Annotated in this window: 13 protein-coding genes and 1 tRNA gene; 1 reads left to right on the top strand and 13 read right to left on the bottom strand. The window is 67.4% G+C overall.

Features of this window, described 5'->3' with window-relative positions:
* Positions 1-7 precede the first annotated feature (7 nt).
* The 7 genes from OC373_RS07445 to pcnB form a co-directional block, all read right to left on the bottom strand.
* Entirely contained in the window at positions 8-2608 is a 2601-nt protein-coding gene (locus OC373_RS07445) for an exo 1,3/1,4-beta-D-glucan glucohydrolase (protein ID WP_261997380.1), read from the bottom strand.
* Between the two features lie 336 nt (positions 2609-2944).
* Positions 2945-4459: a glucose-6-phosphate isomerase gene (gene pgi, locus OC373_RS07440; RefSeq protein ID WP_046273611.1), complete on the bottom strand. Its 1515-nt coding sequence runs from the start codon at positions 4457-4459 to the stop codon at positions 2945-2947.
* A complete protein-coding gene (gene panD / locus OC373_RS07435) occupies positions 4456-4836 on the bottom strand; it encodes an aspartate 1-decarboxylase (RefSeq protein WP_019183273.1) in 381 nt (126 codons plus the stop codon). The genes pgi and panD overlap by 4 nt, the downstream gene beginning before the upstream one ends.
* Before the next feature lie 211 nt (positions 4837-5047).
* The gene (gene panC / locus OC373_RS07430; protein WP_261997379.1) at positions 5048-5890 is read right to left on the bottom strand and encodes a pantoate--beta-alanine ligase; all 843 of its coding nucleotides are present in this window, start codon (positions 5888-5890) and stop codon (positions 5048-5050) included.
* Positions 5887-6702, bottom strand: coding sequence for a 3-methyl-2-oxobutanoate hydroxymethyltransferase (gene panB / locus OC373_RS07425; protein WP_019183275.1), 816 nt, complete (start codon positions 6700-6702; stop codon positions 5887-5889). Before panB ends, panC begins: the two co-directional genes overlap by 4 nt.
* Positions 6703-6733: 31 nt before the next feature.
* On the bottom strand, positions 6734-7222 hold the full coding sequence (gene folK, locus OC373_RS07420; RefSeq protein WP_070427116.1) for a 2-amino-4-hydroxy-6-hydroxymethyldihydropteridine diphosphokinase: 489 nt from the start codon (positions 7220-7222) through the stop codon (positions 6734-6736).
* Positions 7223-7225: 3 nt separating this feature from the next.
* The gene (gene pcnB, locus OC373_RS07415; protein WP_026069788.1) at positions 7226-8593 is read right to left on the bottom strand and encodes a polynucleotide adenylyltransferase PcnB; all 1368 of its coding nucleotides are present in this window, start codon (positions 8591-8593) and stop codon (positions 7226-7228) included.
* 50 nt (positions 8594-8643) lie between these two features.
* Between pcnB and OC373_RS07410 the strand changes: the two genes are divergently transcribed.
* Positions 8644-8718, top strand: a tRNA-Glu gene (locus tag OC373_RS07410).
* Between the two features lie 148 nt (positions 8719-8866).
* Here OC373_RS07410 and OC373_RS07405 read toward each other — a convergent pair.
* The 6 genes from OC373_RS07405 to OC373_RS07380 form a co-directional block, all read right to left on the bottom strand.
* Positions 8867-10297: a sugar porter family MFS transporter gene (locus tag OC373_RS07405; RefSeq protein ID WP_261997378.1), complete on the bottom strand. Its 1431-nt coding sequence runs from the start codon at positions 10295-10297 to the stop codon at positions 8867-8869.
* A 31-nt stretch (positions 10298-10328) separates the two neighbouring features.
* Complete coding sequence (xylA, locus tag OC373_RS07400; protein ID WP_261997377.1) at positions 10329-11669, bottom strand: xylose isomerase; 1341 nt, start codon at positions 11667-11669, stop codon at positions 10329-10331.
* Positions 11666-13189 carry a xylulokinase gene (gene xylB / locus OC373_RS07395; RefSeq protein ID WP_261997376.1) on the bottom strand — a complete coding sequence of 508 codons (1524 nt, stop codon included), beginning with the start codon at positions 13187-13189 and terminating at the stop codon, positions 11666-11668. Before xylB ends, xylA begins: the two co-directional genes overlap by 4 nt.
* Positions 13186-15564 carry a glycoside hydrolase family 95 protein gene (locus OC373_RS07390; RefSeq protein WP_261997375.1) on the bottom strand — a complete coding sequence of 793 codons (2379 nt, stop codon included), beginning with the start codon at positions 15562-15564 and terminating at the stop codon, positions 13186-13188. The genes xylB and OC373_RS07390 overlap by 4 nt, the downstream gene beginning before the upstream one ends.
* A 101-nt stretch (positions 15565-15665) precedes the next feature.
* Positions 15666-18512 carry a TIM-barrel domain-containing protein gene (locus tag OC373_RS07385; protein WP_261997374.1) on the bottom strand — a complete coding sequence of 949 codons (2847 nt, stop codon included), beginning with the start codon at positions 18510-18512 and terminating at the stop codon, positions 15666-15668.
* A gap of 46 nt (positions 18513-18558) precedes the next feature.
* Positions 18559-20268, bottom strand: coding sequence for a DUF5597 domain-containing protein (locus OC373_RS07380; protein WP_070427110.1), 1710 nt, complete (start codon positions 20266-20268; stop codon positions 18559-18561).
* Positions 20269-20279: the final 11 nt, after the last annotated feature.

Raw genomic sequence — 20279 nt, 5'->3', positions numbered from 1 at the left:
CTGTGGCTCACCGGGTCGGACAGGCGACCACGGTCTGGGCATCATTGCCGGTGCCCAGCGCGATGCGCGATACCGACAGGTCCAGCGCGTTTGAAGACTCCAGCACCGGCAGGCGCTCGATCTTCGACAGGTCAGCACCGGCCGCGGCGAAACACTTCAACGGCACGCCGATCGTCTGCCATTCGTCCTCGCCGATCGCGCCCAACGTCGCCGCCAGATCCAGCCGACCCTCGCACCCCTGGCCGCAACCGATCGCCAGCCCCACCGGCCCGCTGATCGCGCCGCTGCGGCGCACGGTCAGCAGCAACTGCACATCGCCATTGCTCTCGCGGGTGAGGTCCAGAGGGCGCGTGGACAGCAGCGCCATGTCCGCCTTGCCACTCCCCGACCACTGCAGCCGGCGCGCGTCTTCCTGCGCCTTGTGATCGACGGCCGTCACTTTCAGGCTGGCATCGCTGAGCACGGCCGGGAAGGTCACGGCCGGCAGCTCGGACTGTTTGACCCCGCTCAAGCGCATCGCCAGGCCCGCGGCCGGCTTGCCCTTGTTGAAATACACGCCGGCATCGCCCTGCTCACCGGTGATGCCCGAGGCTTCCGGCAGTGCGGCGAGGTTGCCGTTGTCGGCATAGCGCAGGCCGAAGCCGAACGCGAACTGCGGGTCGTAGTCCTTCTGGCCGACATTGTTCTGGTACTGCACGGCGGTACGCGGCCAGGAGAAGCTGAGCGTGCCCTTGAAGTCGTGCTGCACGCTGCCGTCGGGCTTGCGCAGCAGCACGTCGGCGATGCCGGCCCCTTCCGAGCCGGGCAGCCAGGCGGCAACGAAGGCGTCGGATGCGTTGATCTCGCGGTTCACCCACAGCGGACGGCCACTGAGGAACACCGTGACCACCTTGATGCCCTCGCTCCTGAGCCGCTTGATCAGCTGCAGGTCGCTGTCATCGCCCGGCTTGTAGGCCAGCGTGGCGATGTCGCCCTGGAACTCGGCATACGGGTTCTCGCCGACCACCACCACCGCGACATCCGGTTTGGTGCGGTACCTGCCGTCGATCGCCAGCTCGGCGCTGCCACCGGCGGCGGTGACCTGCTGCTTCAGCCCATCCCAGATGCTGTCCGCATTCGGGTAGTCCGCACGCTTGGTGCCGGTGCCCTGCCAATTGAGTGTCCAGCCACCGGACTGCTTGCCCAGGTCGTCTGCGCCATCCCCGGCGACCAGCACGCGCTGTTTCGGCGCCAGCGGCAGGACGCCGTCCTGGTTCTTCAGCAGCACCAGCGATTCGCGTACCGCCTGGCGCGCGATCGCGCGGTGTTCCGGCGCGCCGAGCAGCTCGAACTTGCCGCCCAGTGGACGCGTGGAGGGCTTGCCGGCCTCGAACAGGCCCAGCCGCAGCTTGACCCGCAGGATGCGACGCACGGCCTCGTCCAGCCGTTCCATGCTGATCACGCCGGCTTTCACCGCCGCGACATTGCTCTCATAGATCCCCTTCCAGCTGTCGGGCGCCATGAGCATGTCCACGCCGGCATTGAACGAGGCCGGGCAGTTGTCATTGGTGCACCCGGCGACCTTGCCATGGCCGTTCCAGTCACCGACCACGAAGCCGCCAAAGTGCATGCGGCCCTTCAGCACGTCCGTCAACATCGGCTTGTGGCCGTGCATGGCGACGCCGTTGAAGCTGTTGAACGAGGCCATCACGGTCTGCGCGCCGGCCTGGATGGCGGGCGGGTAACCGGCCGCATGCACGTCGCGCATCACCGCTTCGCTGACCTGGGTATCGCCCTGGTCCTTGCCGTTCGTGGTGCCACCATCGCCGGCGTAGTGCTTGACCGAGGCGATCACGTGGTGCCCGTCCAGGAAGCCCGGCTGGCCGGGGATGCCCTGCAGACCTTCGACCACCTTGCCAGAGAAGCTGGCCACCAGCGCCGGCGACTCGGAATAGCCTTCGTAGGTGCGGCCCCAGCGGTCGTCCTGCGGCACCGCCACGGTGGGGGCGAAGGTCCACTCCATGCCGGTGGTGCGTGTTTCCACGGCGGTGACCTGGCCGATCTGGCGCATCAGGTCCGGGTTGCGGGTCGCGCCCAGGCCGATGTTGTGCGGAAACAGCGTGGCGCCGACGATATTGCTCTGCCCGTGCACCGCGTCGATGCCGAAGATGATCGGGATGCCGGGACCGCCACTGGCTGGATCCAGCGAGGCCTCGTAGTAGGCATCGGCAAGCGCCAGCCATGCCGACGGCGGCGCGTCATACTTGCCGCCGGGATCGGAGTTGCCGCCGGCCAGCACCGAGCCGATGTGGTACCGGCGTACGTCGTCGGGGGTCATGCTGGCGATATCGCCCTGCACGGTCTGCCCGACCTTCTGCTCCACGCTCATGCCGGCCATCAACGCATCGATACGCTTCTCCAGCGCCGGGTCCTCGGCCAGCGGCCACGCCAGCTCGGGCCAGTTCTGCGGGTGGATGGCGTCGGCCGCGGTGGCGGCCGCGGGCGATGGCGTGGTCGCGGCAGGCCGGTCACCGCCGCAAGCGGCCAGCAGCAACATCGTGGCCGACGTGGCCAGCGCGAGAGCGTGGCGGATCGACCGCCGGTTGGAACGAAGCGAAAGCAACGGCATGTACCCTCCCAGGTATCGCACAAGCAGCAGACGGATGGCGCGACTCCCCGCGCCATGACGACGTACCTTTGGTGTTGCGCGCGATGCTGTCAATCCGGCGCGTGGCTATGCCATCGACCGGCGCTGATATGGGATTGTGCTATAGCCAAACCGACGCCCCACCCTGCAATTCCGGCGGCTCACGGCATACCTCTCCGCCCTGTCAGGGTTTGCCGTGTTGCGCTGCAGTATCCCGGTCGGTGCGCACTGCGCAGATCCGGACGCGCAGCAGCAGGCCCCAGAACGCAGAACCGCCGGGCAGGCCGGCGGTTCGTGGTGATGCGGTGGGGCCGATGCTCAGCCCTTGAGCCGGCCCAGCAGTTCCAGCGTCACCGGGTCGGTGATCGCATGCGCTTCCCCCTGCAACGCCGGCAGCAACTGGCTGGCCAGCTGCTTGCCCAGCTCCACGCCGAACTGGTCGAACGCGTTGATGTTCCAGATCAGCGACTGCACGTACACGGCGTGTTCGTACATGGCGATCAGCGCACCGAGCGACTGTGGGGTCAGTGCATCGAGCAGGATCAGGGTGCTCGGGCGGCCGCCGGGATACTCGCGGTGCGGATCTTCGCTGCCCTGGCCATTGGCCAGCGCCTCGGTCTGCGCCAGCAGGTTGGCCATCAGCGCCTGGTGGTTGACCACGTAGGGATCATCGTTGCGCACGCAGCCGATGAAATCGGCCGGGATCACGCTCGTGCCCTGGTGCAGCGCCTGGAAGAAGCTGTGCTGCACATCGGTGCCCGCCCCGCCCCACCACACCGGCACGGTGTCGCTGGCGACCGGGCTGCCATCGAGCTGCACGCGCTTGCCCAGGCTCTCCATCACCAGTTGCTGCAGGTAGGCCGGCAGCAGCGCCAGGCGCTGGTCGTAGGTCATCACCGCATGCGTGGCGTGGCCAAGCAGGTTGCGGTTCCAGATATCGGTCAGCGCATGCAGCACCGGAAGGTTCTGCGGCAGCGGCGCGGTCAGCGCGTGTTCGTCCATCTGCGCAGCGCCCTCGAGCAGCTGCTCGAAGCGGCTGAAGCCGATCGCCAGCGCGATCGGGAAGCCAACCGCCGACCACAGCGAATAGCGCCCGCCCACCCAGTCCCACATCGGCAGGACGCGGCCGGCGGCGATCGAGAAGGCCTTGGCCGCACGCTCCGGGTTGGCACTGACCGCATACAGGCGCTCGCTGCCGCCCAGCCAGTCGTGCAGGATCTGCCCGTTGAGCAGGGTTTCCTGGGTGCCGAAGGTCTTGGAGATCAGGATGCCGGCGGTGGTGGCCGGGTCCAGCGTGGCGAGCGTGCGCTGCATCGCGGCGCCATCGACGTTGGAAACGAAATGCACACGGAAACGCGCGCCGGTGACCGGGCGCAGTGCATCGGCCACCAGACGCGGGCCGAGGTCCGAGCCGCCGATGCCGACGCTGACGATATCGGTGATGTCGGTCGCTTCCAGTGCGGCGATCAGCTCGCCCATCTGCTGGCGCACCTGGGCGGCGGTGGCAAACGCCTCGCCAGCCACGGGCGCACCGCTGGCATCGCCGCGCAACGCGGTGTGCAGCGCGGCACGGCCCTCGGTCACGTTGACCGTTTCACCGCGGAACAGGCGCTGGAACCCGCCGGCGACATCGCGCTCGGCAGCCAGCTGCAGCAGTGCGTCCAAGGCCGCGCGGTCGTACTTCTGCCGCGCGAAATTGACATACAACGGACCGACCCGCACGCCCAGCGATTGTGCGCGGCCCGGTTCGGCGGCGATCAACGAAGGGATGCTCGCGCCGCGCAGGCGCTGGGCATGGGAATGAAGCGGGTCGAATCCGTTGTGCTGTGTCATGCGGCCTGTGTCGGGATCGTGTCGTTGGTATGGGAGATCTGGTTCTTGCCGTCCACATATACCAACTTCGGCTTGAAGCTGTCAGCTTCTTCTTCGCTCATGCTGGCGAAGGCTGCGATGATGATGATGTCGCCCACCTGCACGTGGCGCGCGGCGCCGCCGTTGAGCGACACCACGCCGCTGCCGGCTTCGGCGCGGATGGCATAGGTGGAGAAACGCGCACCGTTGGTCACGTCCCAGATATGCACCTGCTCGAACTCACGGATGCCGGTCGCAGCCAGCAGGTTGTCATCGATGGCGATGGACCCTTCGTAGTTCAGCTCGGAGTGAGTGACGGTGGCGCGGTGGATCTTGGTCTTCAGCAGGGACAGGTGCATGGCAACGGGACAACGGTAAAGGAAAGGGAAATTCTAGCACCCGGGGGCCCGGCGGCAGGGCGCCCGGCGCCGGTCGCGGGAGGGGGCTGCCCACCGTTCAGCATCTTCAGGCCGCCCCGCCGCCCCGGTAGGGCCACCCCATGGCTGGCTGCACGTCCGGCATCGCCCGGCAGCCACCCATGGGGTGGCCCTACCCGGCGGGGCGCAGCCCTCAGAACTCCAGGTTGTCGATCAACCGGGTATTGCCGATCCGGGCGGCGATCAGGGCCACGCGGGTGCCGTCGTTGGCATCGGCCGGCTCGGACAGGTCCGGCAGGCGGACCACGGCATAGTCGACCTGGAAGCCGGCCGCCTGCAGCGCGGCGGCCGCTTCGGCCTCGATGAGGGTGCGGCTCTTGCCGGCAATGAAGCCCTCGCGCATGCCCAGCAGCACCTGGTGGATGGTGGTGGAGACCGGGCGCTGCTCGGCGTTGAGGTACTGGTTGCGCGAACTCATCGCCAGGCCGTCGTCTTCGCGCACGATGTCGCCGCCGACGATCTGGATCGGGAAGGCCAGGTCTTCCACCATCTGACGGATCACCGCCAGCTGCTGGAAGTCCTTCTTGCCGAAGGCCGCCACGTCCGGCTGGACCTGGTTGAACAGGCGCGAGACCACGGTGCAGACGCCATCGAAATGACCCGGTCGGTGTGCGCCTTCCAGCAGCCCGCTGATGCCCGGCACGTTGACGCTGGCCGCCAGCTCGACGCCGAACGGGTACATCGATTCAACGGTGGGCAGCCACAGCACATCGCAGCCGGCCTGCTCCAACCCGGTGGTGTCGGCTTCGGGCGTGCGCGGGTAACGGGTGAAATCTTCGTTCGGGCCGAACTGGGTCGGGTTGACGAAGACACTGGAGACCACGCGGTCGGCGTACTGCCGCGCCAGCGTGACCAGCGAATAATGCCCTGCATGCAGGTTGCCCATGGTCGGGACCAGCGCGACGCGCAGGCCCTCGCGCTTCCAGCCGTTGACGACGGCGCGCAGACGGGACAGTTCGGTGACGGTTTCGATCATGAGGCGTAGGCGTGTTCTGCGTCGGGGAAGGAGCCGTCGCGCACGGCGTCGGCGTAGGCACGGACCGCACCGGCAACCGACCCGCCTTCGGCAAGGAAATCCTTGACGAACTTGGGACGGCGATGGCCGCTGTCCAGACCGAGGAAATCATGCAATACCAGGACCTGGCCATCGCACTGCGGGCCGGCACCGATGCCGATGGTGGGCACGCTGACCTCGGCGGTGACCAGGCCGGCGACCGGCGTGGGCACGCATTCCAGGACGATCAGGCTGGCACCGGCGGCGACCACGGCCTTGGCATCATCGCGCAGCTGCTGGGCGGCGTCGCCACGGCCCTGCACGCGATAACCGCCCAGGCGCAGCACCGACTGCGGGGTCAGGCCCAGGTGCGAGCAGACCGGAATCTCGCGCTCGACCAGATAACGGATGATGTCCAGCTTGAAGCCGGCACCTTCGATCTTGACCATTTCCGCACCGGCCTGCAGCAGGCGCAACGAGGCGTCCAGCGCGCGCTCGGGGGTGGCATCGGCGCCGAACGGCAGATCGGCCACCAGCAGCGCGCGCTCCAGCACGCGGGCCACGGCGCGGGTGTGGTAGACCATGTCGTCGGTGGTCACCGGCAAGGTCGAGTCGTGCCCCTGCACCACCATGCCCAGGGAGTCGCCGATCAGGATCAGGTCCACGCCATTGGCGTCGAAGCTGCGCGCGAAGCCGGCATCGTAGGCGGTCAACATCACCAGCTTCTGCCCCGTGCGCTTGGCCTCCGCCAATGCGGGGACGGTCCAGGGCTTGCTGTCTGCGTGGGTACTCATGAGCTGATAACCGGTGGCGATAAGCCCCGCATTATCCTCCTATTGAAGCGATCCCGCAGGCCTCGACCCGCACCACAGCATCCCGCACGCGGCCGTGACCGGGAATGAGGGCCTCCGGCGCGATCTCGGCCAGCGGCAGCAGTGCGAACGCGCGCGCGTGCAGATACGGGTGCGGCACCTGCAGCTGCGGCAGATCGATGACGTCTTCGCCATACAGCAGCACGTCCAGGTCCAACGCGCGAGGGCCCCAGTGCACCGCCGGGTCACGCACACGCCCGAAGCGGCGCTCGATCTCCAGCAAGGCCTCCAGCAGCGCCGGCGCAGGCAGGGTGGTGTCCAGCACGGCGGCGGCGTTGACGAACGCCGGCTGGTCTTCGTTGCCCCAGGCCGGCGTGCTGTACAGCTGCGAGCGCGCCTGCAGCGTGGTCTGCGGCAGCGCCGCCAGCGCCTGGAACGCCTCGCGCAGGGTCTGCGCAGCGTCGCCGAGGTTGGCACCCAGTCCGATACAGGCCAGGGTCACGGCTTACTCGCCTGCCGCTCCACCGGGACGACGACGACGGCGGCGGCGCTTGCGCGGCGCACCGTCTTCGCCCTCGCCGTCGGCCTGGGCGGCATCCAGCGCCGAATCCAGCTCCGTGCCGGACTGCAGCTGCGCTTCGCGCCAGAACGCGACATCGGCTTCGTGCTCGCTGGAGGCGACCTGGCGCAGGACCAGGAAGTCGTAGGCTGCACGGAAGCGCGGATGGGTCAGCGTGCGGATCACCCGCTTGCGCTGGCGCGAGCCGAAACGCCCCTGCAGCAGCCAGATCTCCTGCATCGGCAGCGAGAAGCGGCGCGGCAGCGCGATCGTGGTCAGCTGGTGCAGGGTCACGCGGTCGGCGGCGCGGCGCTGGGCTTCTTCCAGCGCGACACCCTGCTTCTGCAGGCTGGCCAGGGCGCGGCAGAAGGCCGGCCACAGCAGCAGCGCGAACAGGAACGACGGCGACACCGGCTCGTCATTGGCCACGCGCAGATCGGTGTTGTGCAGGCCTTCGATGACCATCCGGCGCAACGCGCCACTGCGGTTGCTGCGCAGCGCCGCGGCGCTTTCCGGGAACATGACGTCGAGCAGGCCATAGCGCTCCAGGCCTTCGAAGCTGGCCACGCCGTGCCCGGACAGGAACAGCTTGAGCACTTCTTCGAACAGGCGCGCCGGGGCGGCCTCGGCCAGGAGGTTGGCCAGGCGCGGCAGCGGCTCGGCAGTCGCCTCTTCGATCTGGAAGCCCAGTTTGGCCGCCAGGCGGACCGCGCGCAGCATGCGCACCGGGTCTTCGCGGTAGCGCTGCTCGGGGTCGCCGATCAGCTTCATCAGGCGGGCCTGCACGTCTTCAAAGCCGCCGGTGTAATCGCGCACCGAGAAATCCTCGATCGCGTAGTACAGGGCGTTGCAGGTGAAGTCGCGGCGGATCGCGTCGTCTTCGATGCTGCCGTACACGTTGTCGCGCACGAGCATGCCGTTTTCCATCTCACGGTCGCCGCTGCCATCGTCGATGTTGGCGCGGAAGGTGGCGACCTCGATGATCTCGCGGCCGAACACCACATGCGCCAGGCGGAAGCGGCGGCCGATAAGCCGGCAGTTGCGGAACAACTGCTTGACCTGCTCGGGCGTCGCGTCGGTGGCAACGTCGAAATCCTTGGGGTGGCCGTTCACCAGCAGATCGCGGACGGCGCCGCCGACCAGGTAACCGGCAAACCCGGAATCACGCAGCCGGTACAGAACGCGCAGGGCGTTGGGGCTGATGTCCTTGCGGGAGATGTTGTGCTGATCGCGCGGGATCACGCGCAGGCTGAACGGTGATGTAGCAGAGGAATTGATGTTGGCGCTTCCGGTTGAGTTTTCGGGATTGCCCAATGGCATCTAGGTCCATATACTAGCGCGCTGCGCAGTTCGCGACAAAGCCTGCTCCCTTCGTCTAGAGGTTAGGACGTGGCCCTCTCAAGGCTAAAACAGGGGTTCGAGTCCCCTAGGGAGCACCAGTCGCGGTGCAGATAGCCAAAAACCCCGCCACGGCGGGGTTTTTTGCGTTCAGGGTCCAGGCTGGCGGCGTGCACCGCGACAGGCACGGGCCGGGGAGCGCCCTCCCCGGCCAGGCTTCCTGACGCTTCCGGCCACCTCCGAAGGGGTTCAGCCTTCCATCTGCTCCAGTTCCTTGCCCTTGGTCTCCTTCACGAAGCGCAGCACGAAGAACACCGAGATCACCGCCGCGACCGTATAGATGCCGTACGCCCCGGCCAGGCCGATGCTGCCCAGCAGGACCGGGAAGGACACGGTGATCGCGAAATTGGAGGTCCACTGCGCGGCACCGGCCACCGCCAGCCCCGAACCACGGATCTGGTTGGGGAACATCTCGCCCAGCATCACCCACATGACCGGGCCCCACGACATGTTGAAGAAGATCACGTAGAGATTGGCCGCCACCAGCGCCAGCACGCCCATGTTGTCGGTCAGCTGCAGCTTGCCGGCGGTATCCAGCGAGCCGCTGGCAAAGGCGATGGTGACCAGCGCCAGGGAGATCGCCATGCCGACCGAGCCGACCCACAGCAAGGGCTTGCGGCCGATGCGATCGATCAGGACCACGGTGATCAGGCAGGCGCCGATGCTGAGCGCGCCGGACAGCACATTGATCAGCAGCGCGTCATTCTCCGAGAAGCCCACTGCCTGCCACAGCACCGCGCCGTAATAGAAGACGACATTGATGCCGACCAGCTGCTGGAACACGGCCAGGCCGATACCGATCCAGACGATCGGGCGCAGCTTGCCGGTGGTCCTGCTGATCAGGTCAGAGAAGGTTGGCCGGTGCTGGTCCTGGGACAGCGAGCCTTCGATCTCGGTGATCTTGGCCTGCGCCTCGGCCGGTCCATACAGGCGGGTCAGCACCGCCAGCGCCTGGTTACGTCGCCCTTTGACCACCAGAAAGCGCGGGCTCTCCGGGATCACCAGCAGCAGGCCCAGGAACAACAGCGAGGGAATGGCCTGCATCCAGAACATCCAGCGCCATGCCGCCTGGCCCAGCCAGAGTTCCTGGGTGGAGGCCCCGGCCGCCTTGGCCAGCAGGTAGTTGCTCAGGAAGGCACAGAACAGGCCGCTGATGATCGCGATCTGCTGCACCGTGGCCAGCCGCCCGCGGTAACGGGCCGATGCCACCTCGGCGATGTAGGCCGGCGACATCACGCTGGCCGCGCCGACCGCGAAGCCGCCGATCACCCGGGCGATGATGAACACCGTGGAGCTGTGCGCCGCGCCCGCGCCAAGCGCGGAGAACAGGAACATCACCGCGGCGATGATCAGTACCCCCCGGCGGCCGAGCCGGTCGCCGAGGCGCCCGGCGAAAAACGCACCGATGGCACAACCGAGGAGCATCGAGGCGACCTCGAAACCGATCCCGGCCGAACTGGACTGGAAGGTGTCCTTGAGGCCATCGACGGTGCCATTGATCACGCCGCTGTCGAACCCGAACAGGAAGCCACCGATGGTGGCCACGCAGCTGATCAGGACGATGAAGCCGGTGTTCTCGCCGCTGCCGGCGCGGGTACTGCTGAGCGAAGCACTGGACATGGTGATACCTGGGTCGGAAGGGGACGGCGGGTCAGCGCAGGAGGTATTGGTTGATCAGGTTCTCATACCTTTCCTGGCGGCCGCTGCGCTGCTGCGGTTCCCCCTGGGCCAGCGCCAGGCTGCGCAGCGCATCCAGGCTGCTGCGACCGGCAGCGAACTCGGCACCGGCGCCGCTGCTGAAACTGGCGTAGCGATCCTGGCGCCAGCCTTCCAGCGGCGAGGTCTCGATCAGGGCATGCGCCACCTCCAGGCCGCGTGCGAACGCATCCATGCCGCCGATGTGGGCCTCGAACAGATCTTCCGGCGCGGACGACTCGCGCCGCACCTTGGCATCGAAGTTGAACCCGCCCGGGGCCAGGCCACCCTGGCGCAGCACGACCAGCATCGCCCCGACGGTGTCGTACAGGTCGGTCGGGAACTGATCGGTGTCCCAGCCGTTCTGTGGGTTGCCGCGGTTGGCGTCGATGCTGCCGAGCAGGCCGGCATCGGAGGCGACCTGCAGGTCATGGGCGAAGGTATGCCCGGACAACGTGGCATGGTTGGCCTCGATGTTGAGCTTGAAATCCTTGTCCAGGCCGTGCTCGCGCAGGAAGCCCACCACCGTGGCACTGTCGAAATCGTACTGGTGGTTCATCGGCTCCATCGGCTTGGGCTCGATCAGGAAATTGCCGGTGAAGCCGATGCTGCGCCCATGGTCACGGGCCAGCGTAAGGAAGCGCGCCATGTTGTCCTTCTCGCGCTTCATGTCCGTGTTGTACAGGCAGGCATAGCCTTCGCGGCCGCCCCAGAACACGTAATTCTCACCGCCCAGGGCCACGGTGGCCTCCAGTGCGGCCTTGACCTGCACCGCGGCGCGGGCAACCACGGCGAAGTCCGGATTGGTCGAGGCGCCATTCATGTAGCGCGGGTGCGAGAACAGGTTGGCGGTGCCCCACAGCAGCTTGACCCCGGTCGCCTTCTGGCGCTCGCCGGCAATGCCGACCATGTGCTGCAGGTTGGCCTCGTACTCGGCGATATCGTCGGCGTCCGGCGCCAGATCGATGTCATGGAAGCAGTAGTACGGCACGCCCAGCTTGGTGATGAATTCGAACGCGGCATCGGCCTTGGCCTCGGCGCGCGCCAGCGGGGTATTGCCCGCGTCCCACGGATACACCCGGGTGCCCGGGCCGAACGGGTCATGCCCGGTCGCGCAGAAGCTGTGCCAGTACGCCACCGCGAAGCGCAGGTGCTCGGCCATGGTCTTGCCGCCCACGCGCTTGTCCGCGTCATACACCTTGTAGGCCAGCGGATTGTCCGAGTCGCGTCCCTCGAACGGGATGCGGCCGATGCCGGGGAAGTATTCCTTTGCGCCGATGTAAACGGAGGTGCTCATTGCTCGGATCCTTGCGGTGGTGACGGGTCGGTGCGCAGCAGCGGACCAACCTCGGAAAGATGGTGGAGGAAACGCCGGTAGTGTTCTGCGTAACGCGGCACAGTGTGCGGATCCGGGGTGGCCGACAGCGCCGCATCGAAACGCACATGCGCATCGACGGTTGCGGCCAGGCTGTCGCTTCCGCCCTGCCCGCGCTGCGAGGCCCACAGCGCCTGCAGCGCCGCGCCGAAGGCCGCGCCTTCAGCCTGGGTCGGCACCTTCACCGGCAGATCGAACACATCGGCGATCAATTGCCGCCATGCGGCACTGTTGCTGCCGCCGCCGGTGAGCAGCACGGTGTCGAAGGACAGGCCCGCGCTGGTGAAGGCGTCATAGCCGTTGCGCAGGCTGTAGGTGGCGCCTTCCATCGCCGCGCGATAGAAATGCGCCGGCGTGGTGTTGTGCAGGTCCATGCCATGCAGGCAGGCGCGCGCGTTGGGCAGGTCGGGCGTGCGCTCGCCGTTGAAGTACGGCAGCATCACCAGCCCGCCGGCGCCGGGTTCGGTCTGCGCCATCAGCGCCTCGCTACCGCCGCGCGGGAGGTTGAACAGCGCCGCCATGCGCTCGGTGGCGACAGTGCAGTTCATGGTGCAGATCAGCGGCAACCAACCGCCACTGGAGGAGCAGAACGCAGCCCAGCGTCCGGCGTCGTCGACCACCGGGTGGTCGGCATACGCGAACAGCGTGCCGGACGTGCCCAGGCTCATGGTCAGCCGCCCTGCTGCAACATTGCCGGTGCCCAGCGCCGCCATCATGTTGTCGCCGCCCCCGGTGGAGACCTGCACGTCGGCCGGCAGGCCCAGCAGTGCGGCGATCCGCGGCGCCAGGGGGAAGGTTGTTTCCAGGGGAACCAGCGGCGGCAGCAGCGCGGCCAGGTCGCGCTGCGGGTCGATCGCCTGCAGCAGTTCGGGTGACCAGCGCCGCTGGCGCACGTCCAGCCAGCCGGTGCCGGATGCATCACCGTACTCGGCGTAACGCTGCCCGGTCAGCCAGAAGTTGATGTAGTCGTGCGGCAGCAGGATGCCGTCCAGTTCCGCATAGGCCTGCGCACGATGGCGGCGCGTCCAGGGCAGCTTGGAGGCGGTGTAACCGGCGAGGATGGGGTTGCCGGCCAGCGCGATGCAGGCGGCGGTGCCGCCCACGGCCGCCATGATCGGCTCGCAGTCCGCCGCGGTACTGGTGTCGCACCACAGCTTCACCGGGGCGATCACCTCGCCACGTGCGTTGATCGGGACGAAGCCGTGCTGCTGGCCGGAAACGCCGATCGCCCGGATGCGGCCACGCTGCGCGGCGGTGAGCTCGGCGAAGCAGGCGATGATGCCATCGATCCACCACTGCGCCTGCTGCTCGCGGGTGCCATCGTCGTGGCTGACCAGCTGCATCGGCCGGGCGACCGTGGCCACCACCTCGCCCAGCGCCGGGTCATAGGCCAGCAGCTTGACGCTCTGGGTGCCGACATCCAGCCCTGCATACAGACTCATTGCTTCACCAGTTGATTGCCGCGCAGGCCGATGCGCTGCTGGCCGCCGGCGCGCAGCGCCACAGTCAGCGTGCTGTCGCCATGCACGAGTTGATAGGTGCCCCCCCGCTCACTGCGCAGCAGGGCCGATTGCAGCCGGCCAGCGCGCCAGTGCAGGTCCACGCCGGCCGCGTTGCGCACGCGCAGGCCACGCACCTGGCCGTCGGGCCAGGCCTGCGGCAAGGCAGGCAGCAGGAAGATCGACCCGCCCCAGCTCTGCAGCAGCATTTCGGTGATGCCGGCCGTGCCACCGAAATTGCCGTCGATCTGGAACGGCGGATGCGCGTCGAACAGGTTCGGGTAGGTGCGCTCGGGCGAGAGCAGCATCTTCAGGATCTGCAGCGCATGCTCGCCGTCGCCCAGCCGCGCCCACAGGTTGAGCCGCCAGCCGATGCCCCAGCCCGTCGCCTCGTCGCCGCGGATCTGCAGCGAACGCTTGGCCGCAGCCGCCAGTGCGGGGGTGTCGCGGATGTTGATCTGGCTGGAGGGATGCAGCGCGTACAGATGCGAGACATGCCGATGGTGCATTTCCGGCGCCTCCATGTCCCAGTCCTGCTGCCACTCCTGCAGCTGCCCGGCCTTGCCGATCCGGTCGGCGGGCAACTGCGCGCGCAGCGTCTTCAACTGCGCAGCGAAGGCCGTATCGACACCGAGGGCTGCACTGATCTGGATGCACTGCGCGAACAGATCGCGCAGCAGCTGCGCGTCCATCGCCGGGCCGGCGCATATCGCCGCCCCGAACGGATGCTGGTTCTCAGGCGAGATCGAGGGATTGGTGACCATCGCGCCGGTGTTCGGGTCGCGCTGCAGGGTGGCCACGAAAAACTCGGCCGCACCCTTGAACAGCGGATGGATCCGGCGCAGATAGGCTGGATCGCGGCCGTAATCCCAACGGTCCCACAGCTGCTGCAGCAGCCAGACACCGCCCATCGGCCACAGGCTCCACTGCGCGCCGTCGATCGGGCCCGCCTGGCGCCACAGGTCGGTGTTGTTGTGCACCACCCAGCCCGGGGCATCGTAGATGCGCCGCGCCGTGACCGCGCCGGTGCGGGCCAGGTCGAACAGCATCTCCTCCAGCGGCTGCACGCATTCGTGCAGCGCATTGGCCTCGCTGGGCCAGTAGTTCATTTCGGTATTGATGTTGATCGTGTACTTGCTCTCCCACGGCGGTGCCATGAGGTCGTTCCACACGCCCTGCAGGTTGGCCGGCTGCGAGCCGGGCCGCGAACTGCAGATCAACAGGTAGCGTCCGTACTGGTGATATAGGGCCGCCAGCGCCGGATCGTTGCCGCTGGCGAAGGCGTGCACGCGCTGATCGGTCGGCAGCTGCGCGGCCGGCGTGCTGCCCAGATCGATCGACACGCGCCGGAACAGTGCCTGATGCGCGGCAAGATGCCGCGCCAGCAGCGTCGGATAATCATGGGCATCAGCCTGCGCCTGGTGCGCCGCGGTGAGCGCCTGCGGATCCCCACTGACGTCGTCGAAACGGCGGAAGCTGGTGGCGGCCGTCAGCACCAGCACCAGTTCGTCGGCACCTTCCACCTGCAGGCGATCGCGTGCGACCCGCAGCGTGCCACCGCGCAGTCGCGGCCTCACCCGCAGCGCAAAACGCAGCTTGCCTTCGATACCGGCGAAGCTTGCATTGTGCCCGTGGAACAGCAGACCGCCCTCGTCGGCGGCTACCTCGCCCGCCTGCGGGCTGTCCACGCCCAGCCGCAGCGAAATCCGCCCCGGCAGGTCGGCGCTGAGCCGCACCACGATGCACTGGTCCGGTTCGGACACGAACACCTCGCGTCGGTGCCAGGCGCCGCCGCTGCGGAATTCGGTGGTCGCCACGGCCGTGTCCAGATCCAGCGACCGGCGATACCCGTCGATATGATCGGCACGGTCGAAATCCAGCAGCAGATCGGCCAGCGGCTGATACGGCATCTGCTTGGCCGGCCGCGACAGCAGCTTGGCGTCGGCCAATGCTTCGGCCTCGGCGTAACGCCCGGCGAAGACCAGCGCGCGCACCTGCGGCAGGGCTGCCAAGGCCTCCGGACTGGTCGCATCGTAGGGCCCCCCGGCATACAGGGTGTCCTCGTTGAGGCCGATCCGTTCGTGCGCGACTCCGCCCCAGACCATCGCGCCCAATCGACCGTTGCCGGTCGGCAGCGCCTGCACCCACTCGGTGGCGGGCGCGCGGTACCAGAGCTGCAGGCCGTCGCCTGTCGCCCCAGCGGCGTCGCCCCGCGCTACAGCCCCTGGCACCGCACCGGCCTGCGCCGACCACCCGGTCGCGGACAGGGTCAGCCCGGCCCCGAGCGCTTTGAACAGACCGCGACGGCTCAGTTCCACGGCATCACCCTGCTCTGCATTGGCTTGCCCGCGCTGCCTGCTGCCACTTCAACGCCCTCCAAGGCGAAATGTCCACCGGTAGTCATCCGCATCGTAGGCGATCAGCGCGCGGCTGCCATCTTGCGCTGCGGCACGACCACCGCCTTGCCGTCGTAGCGCACGGTCTGGTCGATGGCCGGGGCCAGCGCACCGGCATCGGCACGTGGTCCGTCCACGAAGCGGACCTGGATCGTGCGCTGCGCCTGCATGCCCTTCCACTGGCCTTCGCGCTTGCCGATGCGCAGTTCGCGCGTGGCCTCGTTCCACTGCAGCGGGATGCGGCTGAACTGCCCCTTCTCATAGCCATAGCTGCGGCCGTCGTCCTCATACAGCGAGAAGGTACCGTCCGCACCGGTGTAGACCACCACCGTCAGCGGCGCATCCGGCTGCTCGTCCACGTACTGCTGCACCGGGCCGGTTGGAATGATCGCGCCAGCGCGCACGTACAGCGGGATGCGTTCCAGTGGCGCGGCGGCCTCGATGGTCTGGCCACCCTGCAGGCGCTGGCCGGTGTAGTAATCCAGCCAGGTGGTGCCGGCCGGCAGGTACACCTTGCGCGAGGTCGCGCCGAACGTGGTGACCGGGGCGACCAGAAGCGACGGCCCGAACAGGTACTGGTCGTTGATGTCCCGGACCGCCGGATCCGACGGGAAATCCATCGGCAGGCCGCGCATGATGCTGCCGTCGCGGTGCCACGTGTCCGCGGCCAGGGTGTAGATGTAGGGCAGCAGCGTGTAACGCAGGCGGCTGTAGTACACCATGCTGTCGTAGTACGGCGTGCCTTCCGGCGCGATGTTCCAGATTTCGCGGAACGGGTACTGCCCATGCGAGCGGAACAACGGCACGAACGCACCGAACTGGAACCAGCGGGTGTTGAGTTCGCGCCACTCGGGCAGGTGCGCCGGATCCTCTTCGGAATACCGCTTCTCGGTGGAGAAGCCGCCGATGTCGAAGGTCCAGTTGGGCAGGCCGGACATGGCGGTATTCACGCCGGCCGAGACCTGCTCGAGCATGTCATCCCAGCGCGACACGATATCCCCGCTCCAGACCGCCACGGCGTTGCGCTGGGTGCCGGCATAGCCCTTGCGCGAGAGGATGAAGACACGCTTGCCATCGGCGGCGCGGTCCCCTTCATACACGCCCTGGGTGTGGGGCAGCGGATACGAATTGAAGAACTCGGTGGACGGGCCATGCGCGGTCGGCGTGGTACGTGCCTTGCGCTCACCGATATCCAGGTTGGAGTGCACGTCCGGTTCGTCGGCGTCCATCCACCAGGCATCGAAGCCCTTGCTGTTCAACTTCTCGTTGATCTGGCGCCAGTAGATCTGCTGCGCCTTGGCCGCATACGGATCATAGAACGAGTTCTTGTAGCCCTTGCCGATCCAGTCCAGCTCGCCCACCTCGACGTTGCGCTGGTACATGAAGCCGGCCGCGTCCAGTTCCTTGTAGTTGGCCGTGGTCGGGTAGAACTTCGGCCACACCGAAATCATGACCTGCGCGTGCTGGTCATGGATGTGCTTGACCATGCCATCCGGATCGGGGAAGTGGGTGGGATCGAAGTCATGCGAGCCCCAGGCATCTTCGGGCCAGTACGACCAGTCCAGTACGATGTTGTCGATCGGCAGCTTGCGGCGGCGGTACTCGTCCAGTACGCCGAGGAGTTCATCCTGGCTCTTGTAACGCTCGCGGCTCTGCCAGAAGCCGTACGCCCACTTGGGCAGCATCACGGCCTTGCCGGTGAGTTCGCGATAGCCGGCGATCACCTGATCGGCATTGCCGCCGGCGACCACGTAGTAGTCGACCATCTGCCCGGCTTCGGACCACAGCGAGAGATCGGCCGCTTCGGCCTGCGGCAGCGGATCACGATGCAGCAGCGCGATGTAGCTGGGGTCGATCAGGTCCCACTCGACCTTGATCTGGTGGCGGGTGCCGGGCGTGAGTTCGAGCGCGAACTCGTGATGCCACGGGTTCCAGTTCTGGCGCCAGCGATCGATCACCAGCTTGCCGTCCACATACAGCTTGATGTATTCGCTGCCGTACAGGGAGAAGGTATGGCGACCGGCGGTCTTCGCCTCGATCGCGCCGTCCCAGACCACCTGCGAGCGCCCACCCTCAGCCGCGTTCCTGCCCTTGGCCGGGAACGCGGTGAGGTCCTTGATGTACTGGTAGTTCACCTCCGGCTCGCGGCGCTCGACGCGGGTTTTGCCATCGACGATGTAGCGGGCGGTCAAGGCACCGGCCTTGCCCTTGGCATCGAACACCTGAAGGGAAGACTGCAGCGGCTGCAGCCCACGCGGGTCGCCCAGCCGGGTGATCGCATTGTTGTCCCAGAGCAGACCGTAATTGCGGCTGGAGACGATGAACGGCACCGCCATGTCGATGTTGCCCTGGAGCAGCTCGACGTCGCGCCCCTTCTGGTTCATCCAGCCCTGCTGGTGCTGGCCGAACCCGTAGATCGCCTCATCGCTGGGTGACTCGAAGCGCTGGCGCACGCTGTAGTACGCCTTGCCTTCCACGCTGAGCGGGCTGAAGCTGCGGCCACCGGCGCGCTCGGCCAGCAGCGGCTTGCCTTCGGCATCGCGGAAGCTGACATGGCCATCGGCTTCGGAGATCTCCGCGCTGATGCCGGCGGCAACCAGGCGCACGTTGCCGCCGCCCTGCTCCACCGTGAAGCGCGGCTTCCCCTGCACGGGGACACGCATCAGGCTGGGAGTGCGCTTGAAGTCGCCATCCGGATCGGCGCTGACCCGCACGATGTTGTCGTCCACCAGTTCCAGCCGGACCTGGGCCGCGCCGGCCTGGGCCGGCACCACCACCACACCGTTGTCCAGCACGCGATGGCTCTGGGCCGTCGCCGGTGACGCCAGCAATGCCAGCAGCGGCACGCTCAGTACGCTCATGTAACGCATTCAGTGCTCCCTTCTCATTCGTTGCGCGGGTGCGGGCACCCCCGGTTCAATACGTCGCCAGCGTGACCTTGAGCAGCTGCGGCGCAGTGGTGAAGTTCAAGCCGTAATCGGTCTGGTCGCCGTTCCAGTTGCGCTGGAACTGCCACTGGCCATCCTTGTAGAACCCTTCCTCGACACGATCGAGCACCATGTTCGCGGTGGCCTCTCCGGCCGGGTGCAGGGTGACCCGCGCGTGCTGGGCGGTGATCAGGAATTCGTCCGGGCCAAGTTCGGCGATCAGCGCACTGCCGATCGGCTCGGGATTGCCCGGCGGCTGGCCCTGGAACCAGAACTGCGGCACGCCATAGGTGACGGTGGCGCGCCAGCGCGCATTGAGCGGCACGTCCTGCACGGCCTGGCCGGCTTCTTCGGCCACGCCATGCAGCTTGCCTTCGGCCGAGGCCTTGGCGAACTGGCGCATGCCCAGGCTGACCAGCTGGAAGCCCGTGGCGAACGGCGCCAATGTTGCCTCGTCCACCTTCTTCGCGCCCAGCGGATAGTTGCTGTAGTGGCTGAAATCGATGCCGAACGTGGACCAGCCGATGCCGTCATGGCCCAGCGTCGGGAACAGGTAGCGTGCATACGGTGGCGCGTTGCCGGTCTCGGCGACGAACAGCGCATTGTCCGGCCGCGCATAGCGCGCCAGCACCGTGGTGTACATGCGGTACTCGGGCATGTAGATGTCCGGGGCCAGGAAATCGATATGGGGCCCCGCGGCCTTCCACACATCGAGCACGTTGTCGGTCGGGCCGCCACTGGCGTACTGGCCCGGCTGGCCGGGGTTGAACGGCCCGCGCAATGCGCCGTTGACGTACATCGGCAACGGATACACCGCCTTGCCCGCTTCGGTGACCTGGTCGATGAAGCGCCCGATCGACCAGGCATGGAAGAACTCATCGGCATCGGCACCGAACACCTGTGCCCATGTGCCGGGTGACTTGCCGAGCTTGCGCAGCAGTTCGGCCGGCACCGGGCCGTCGAACAGTTGCTGCGCCATCGGCGAGAAATCGCGGACGCTGCCATAGGTGCCCGGCTCGTTCTCCGGCTGCACCATGATCACCGTGCGCTGTGGATCGGCCGCCTTGAGATGCTGCATGAAGGCAACGAAGGCCCTGCGATCCGCCTCCAGCGTGGCCGGGGCGTGCGGCGACAGCGAACCGATGCTGCGCCCGTCGCGGGTGATCACGCGGGGGAAGCGGGTGTTATCGGTCTTCACCCAGCGCGGCGCGTAGGCCGGGCCGTTGTTCTTCCAGGTGGCAAACCACAGCAGCACCAAGCGCACGTCGTGTTCACGCGCCTGCTGCAGCAGCGTATCGACGAAGGTGAAATCGAACTTTCCTTCCTCCGGCTCGATCTGCTCCCAGGCGATCGGCACCTGCACCGTGTTGGCCCCGATGATCTTCACCGCCGGCCACACCGCCTCCAGCGCCGCCCCGTAGTTGCTGGAGTTGTTGACCTGCGCGCCCAGCACCAGGAACGGCTCGCCATCCACCAGCAGCGCGTGCTTGCCATCCTTACTGGTGAACTGCGGGATGGGTACCTGCCTGGCATCGTCGGGCGTCCCCGGTTTGCCTGCCGCGGAAGGCTGTGCAGCCGTGGCGCCAGCGGCCGGTGTCGGCGTCGGTGCCTGCTCACAGGCCGCAAGCAGGCAGAGCAAGGCAGCCGGCAGCAGCAGGCGGCGCGGGAACAGCGGAAGCGGGTATGTGGTCGGAGACATGCACGGGGTCC

The organism is Stenotrophomonas sp. Ste96, from assembly GCF_024519495.1.
Lineage (GTDB): Bacteria > Pseudomonadota > Gammaproteobacteria > Xanthomonadales > Xanthomonadaceae > Stenotrophomonas > Stenotrophomonas bentonitica_A.
This window is presented reverse-complemented; position numbering and strand designations above follow the sequence as displayed.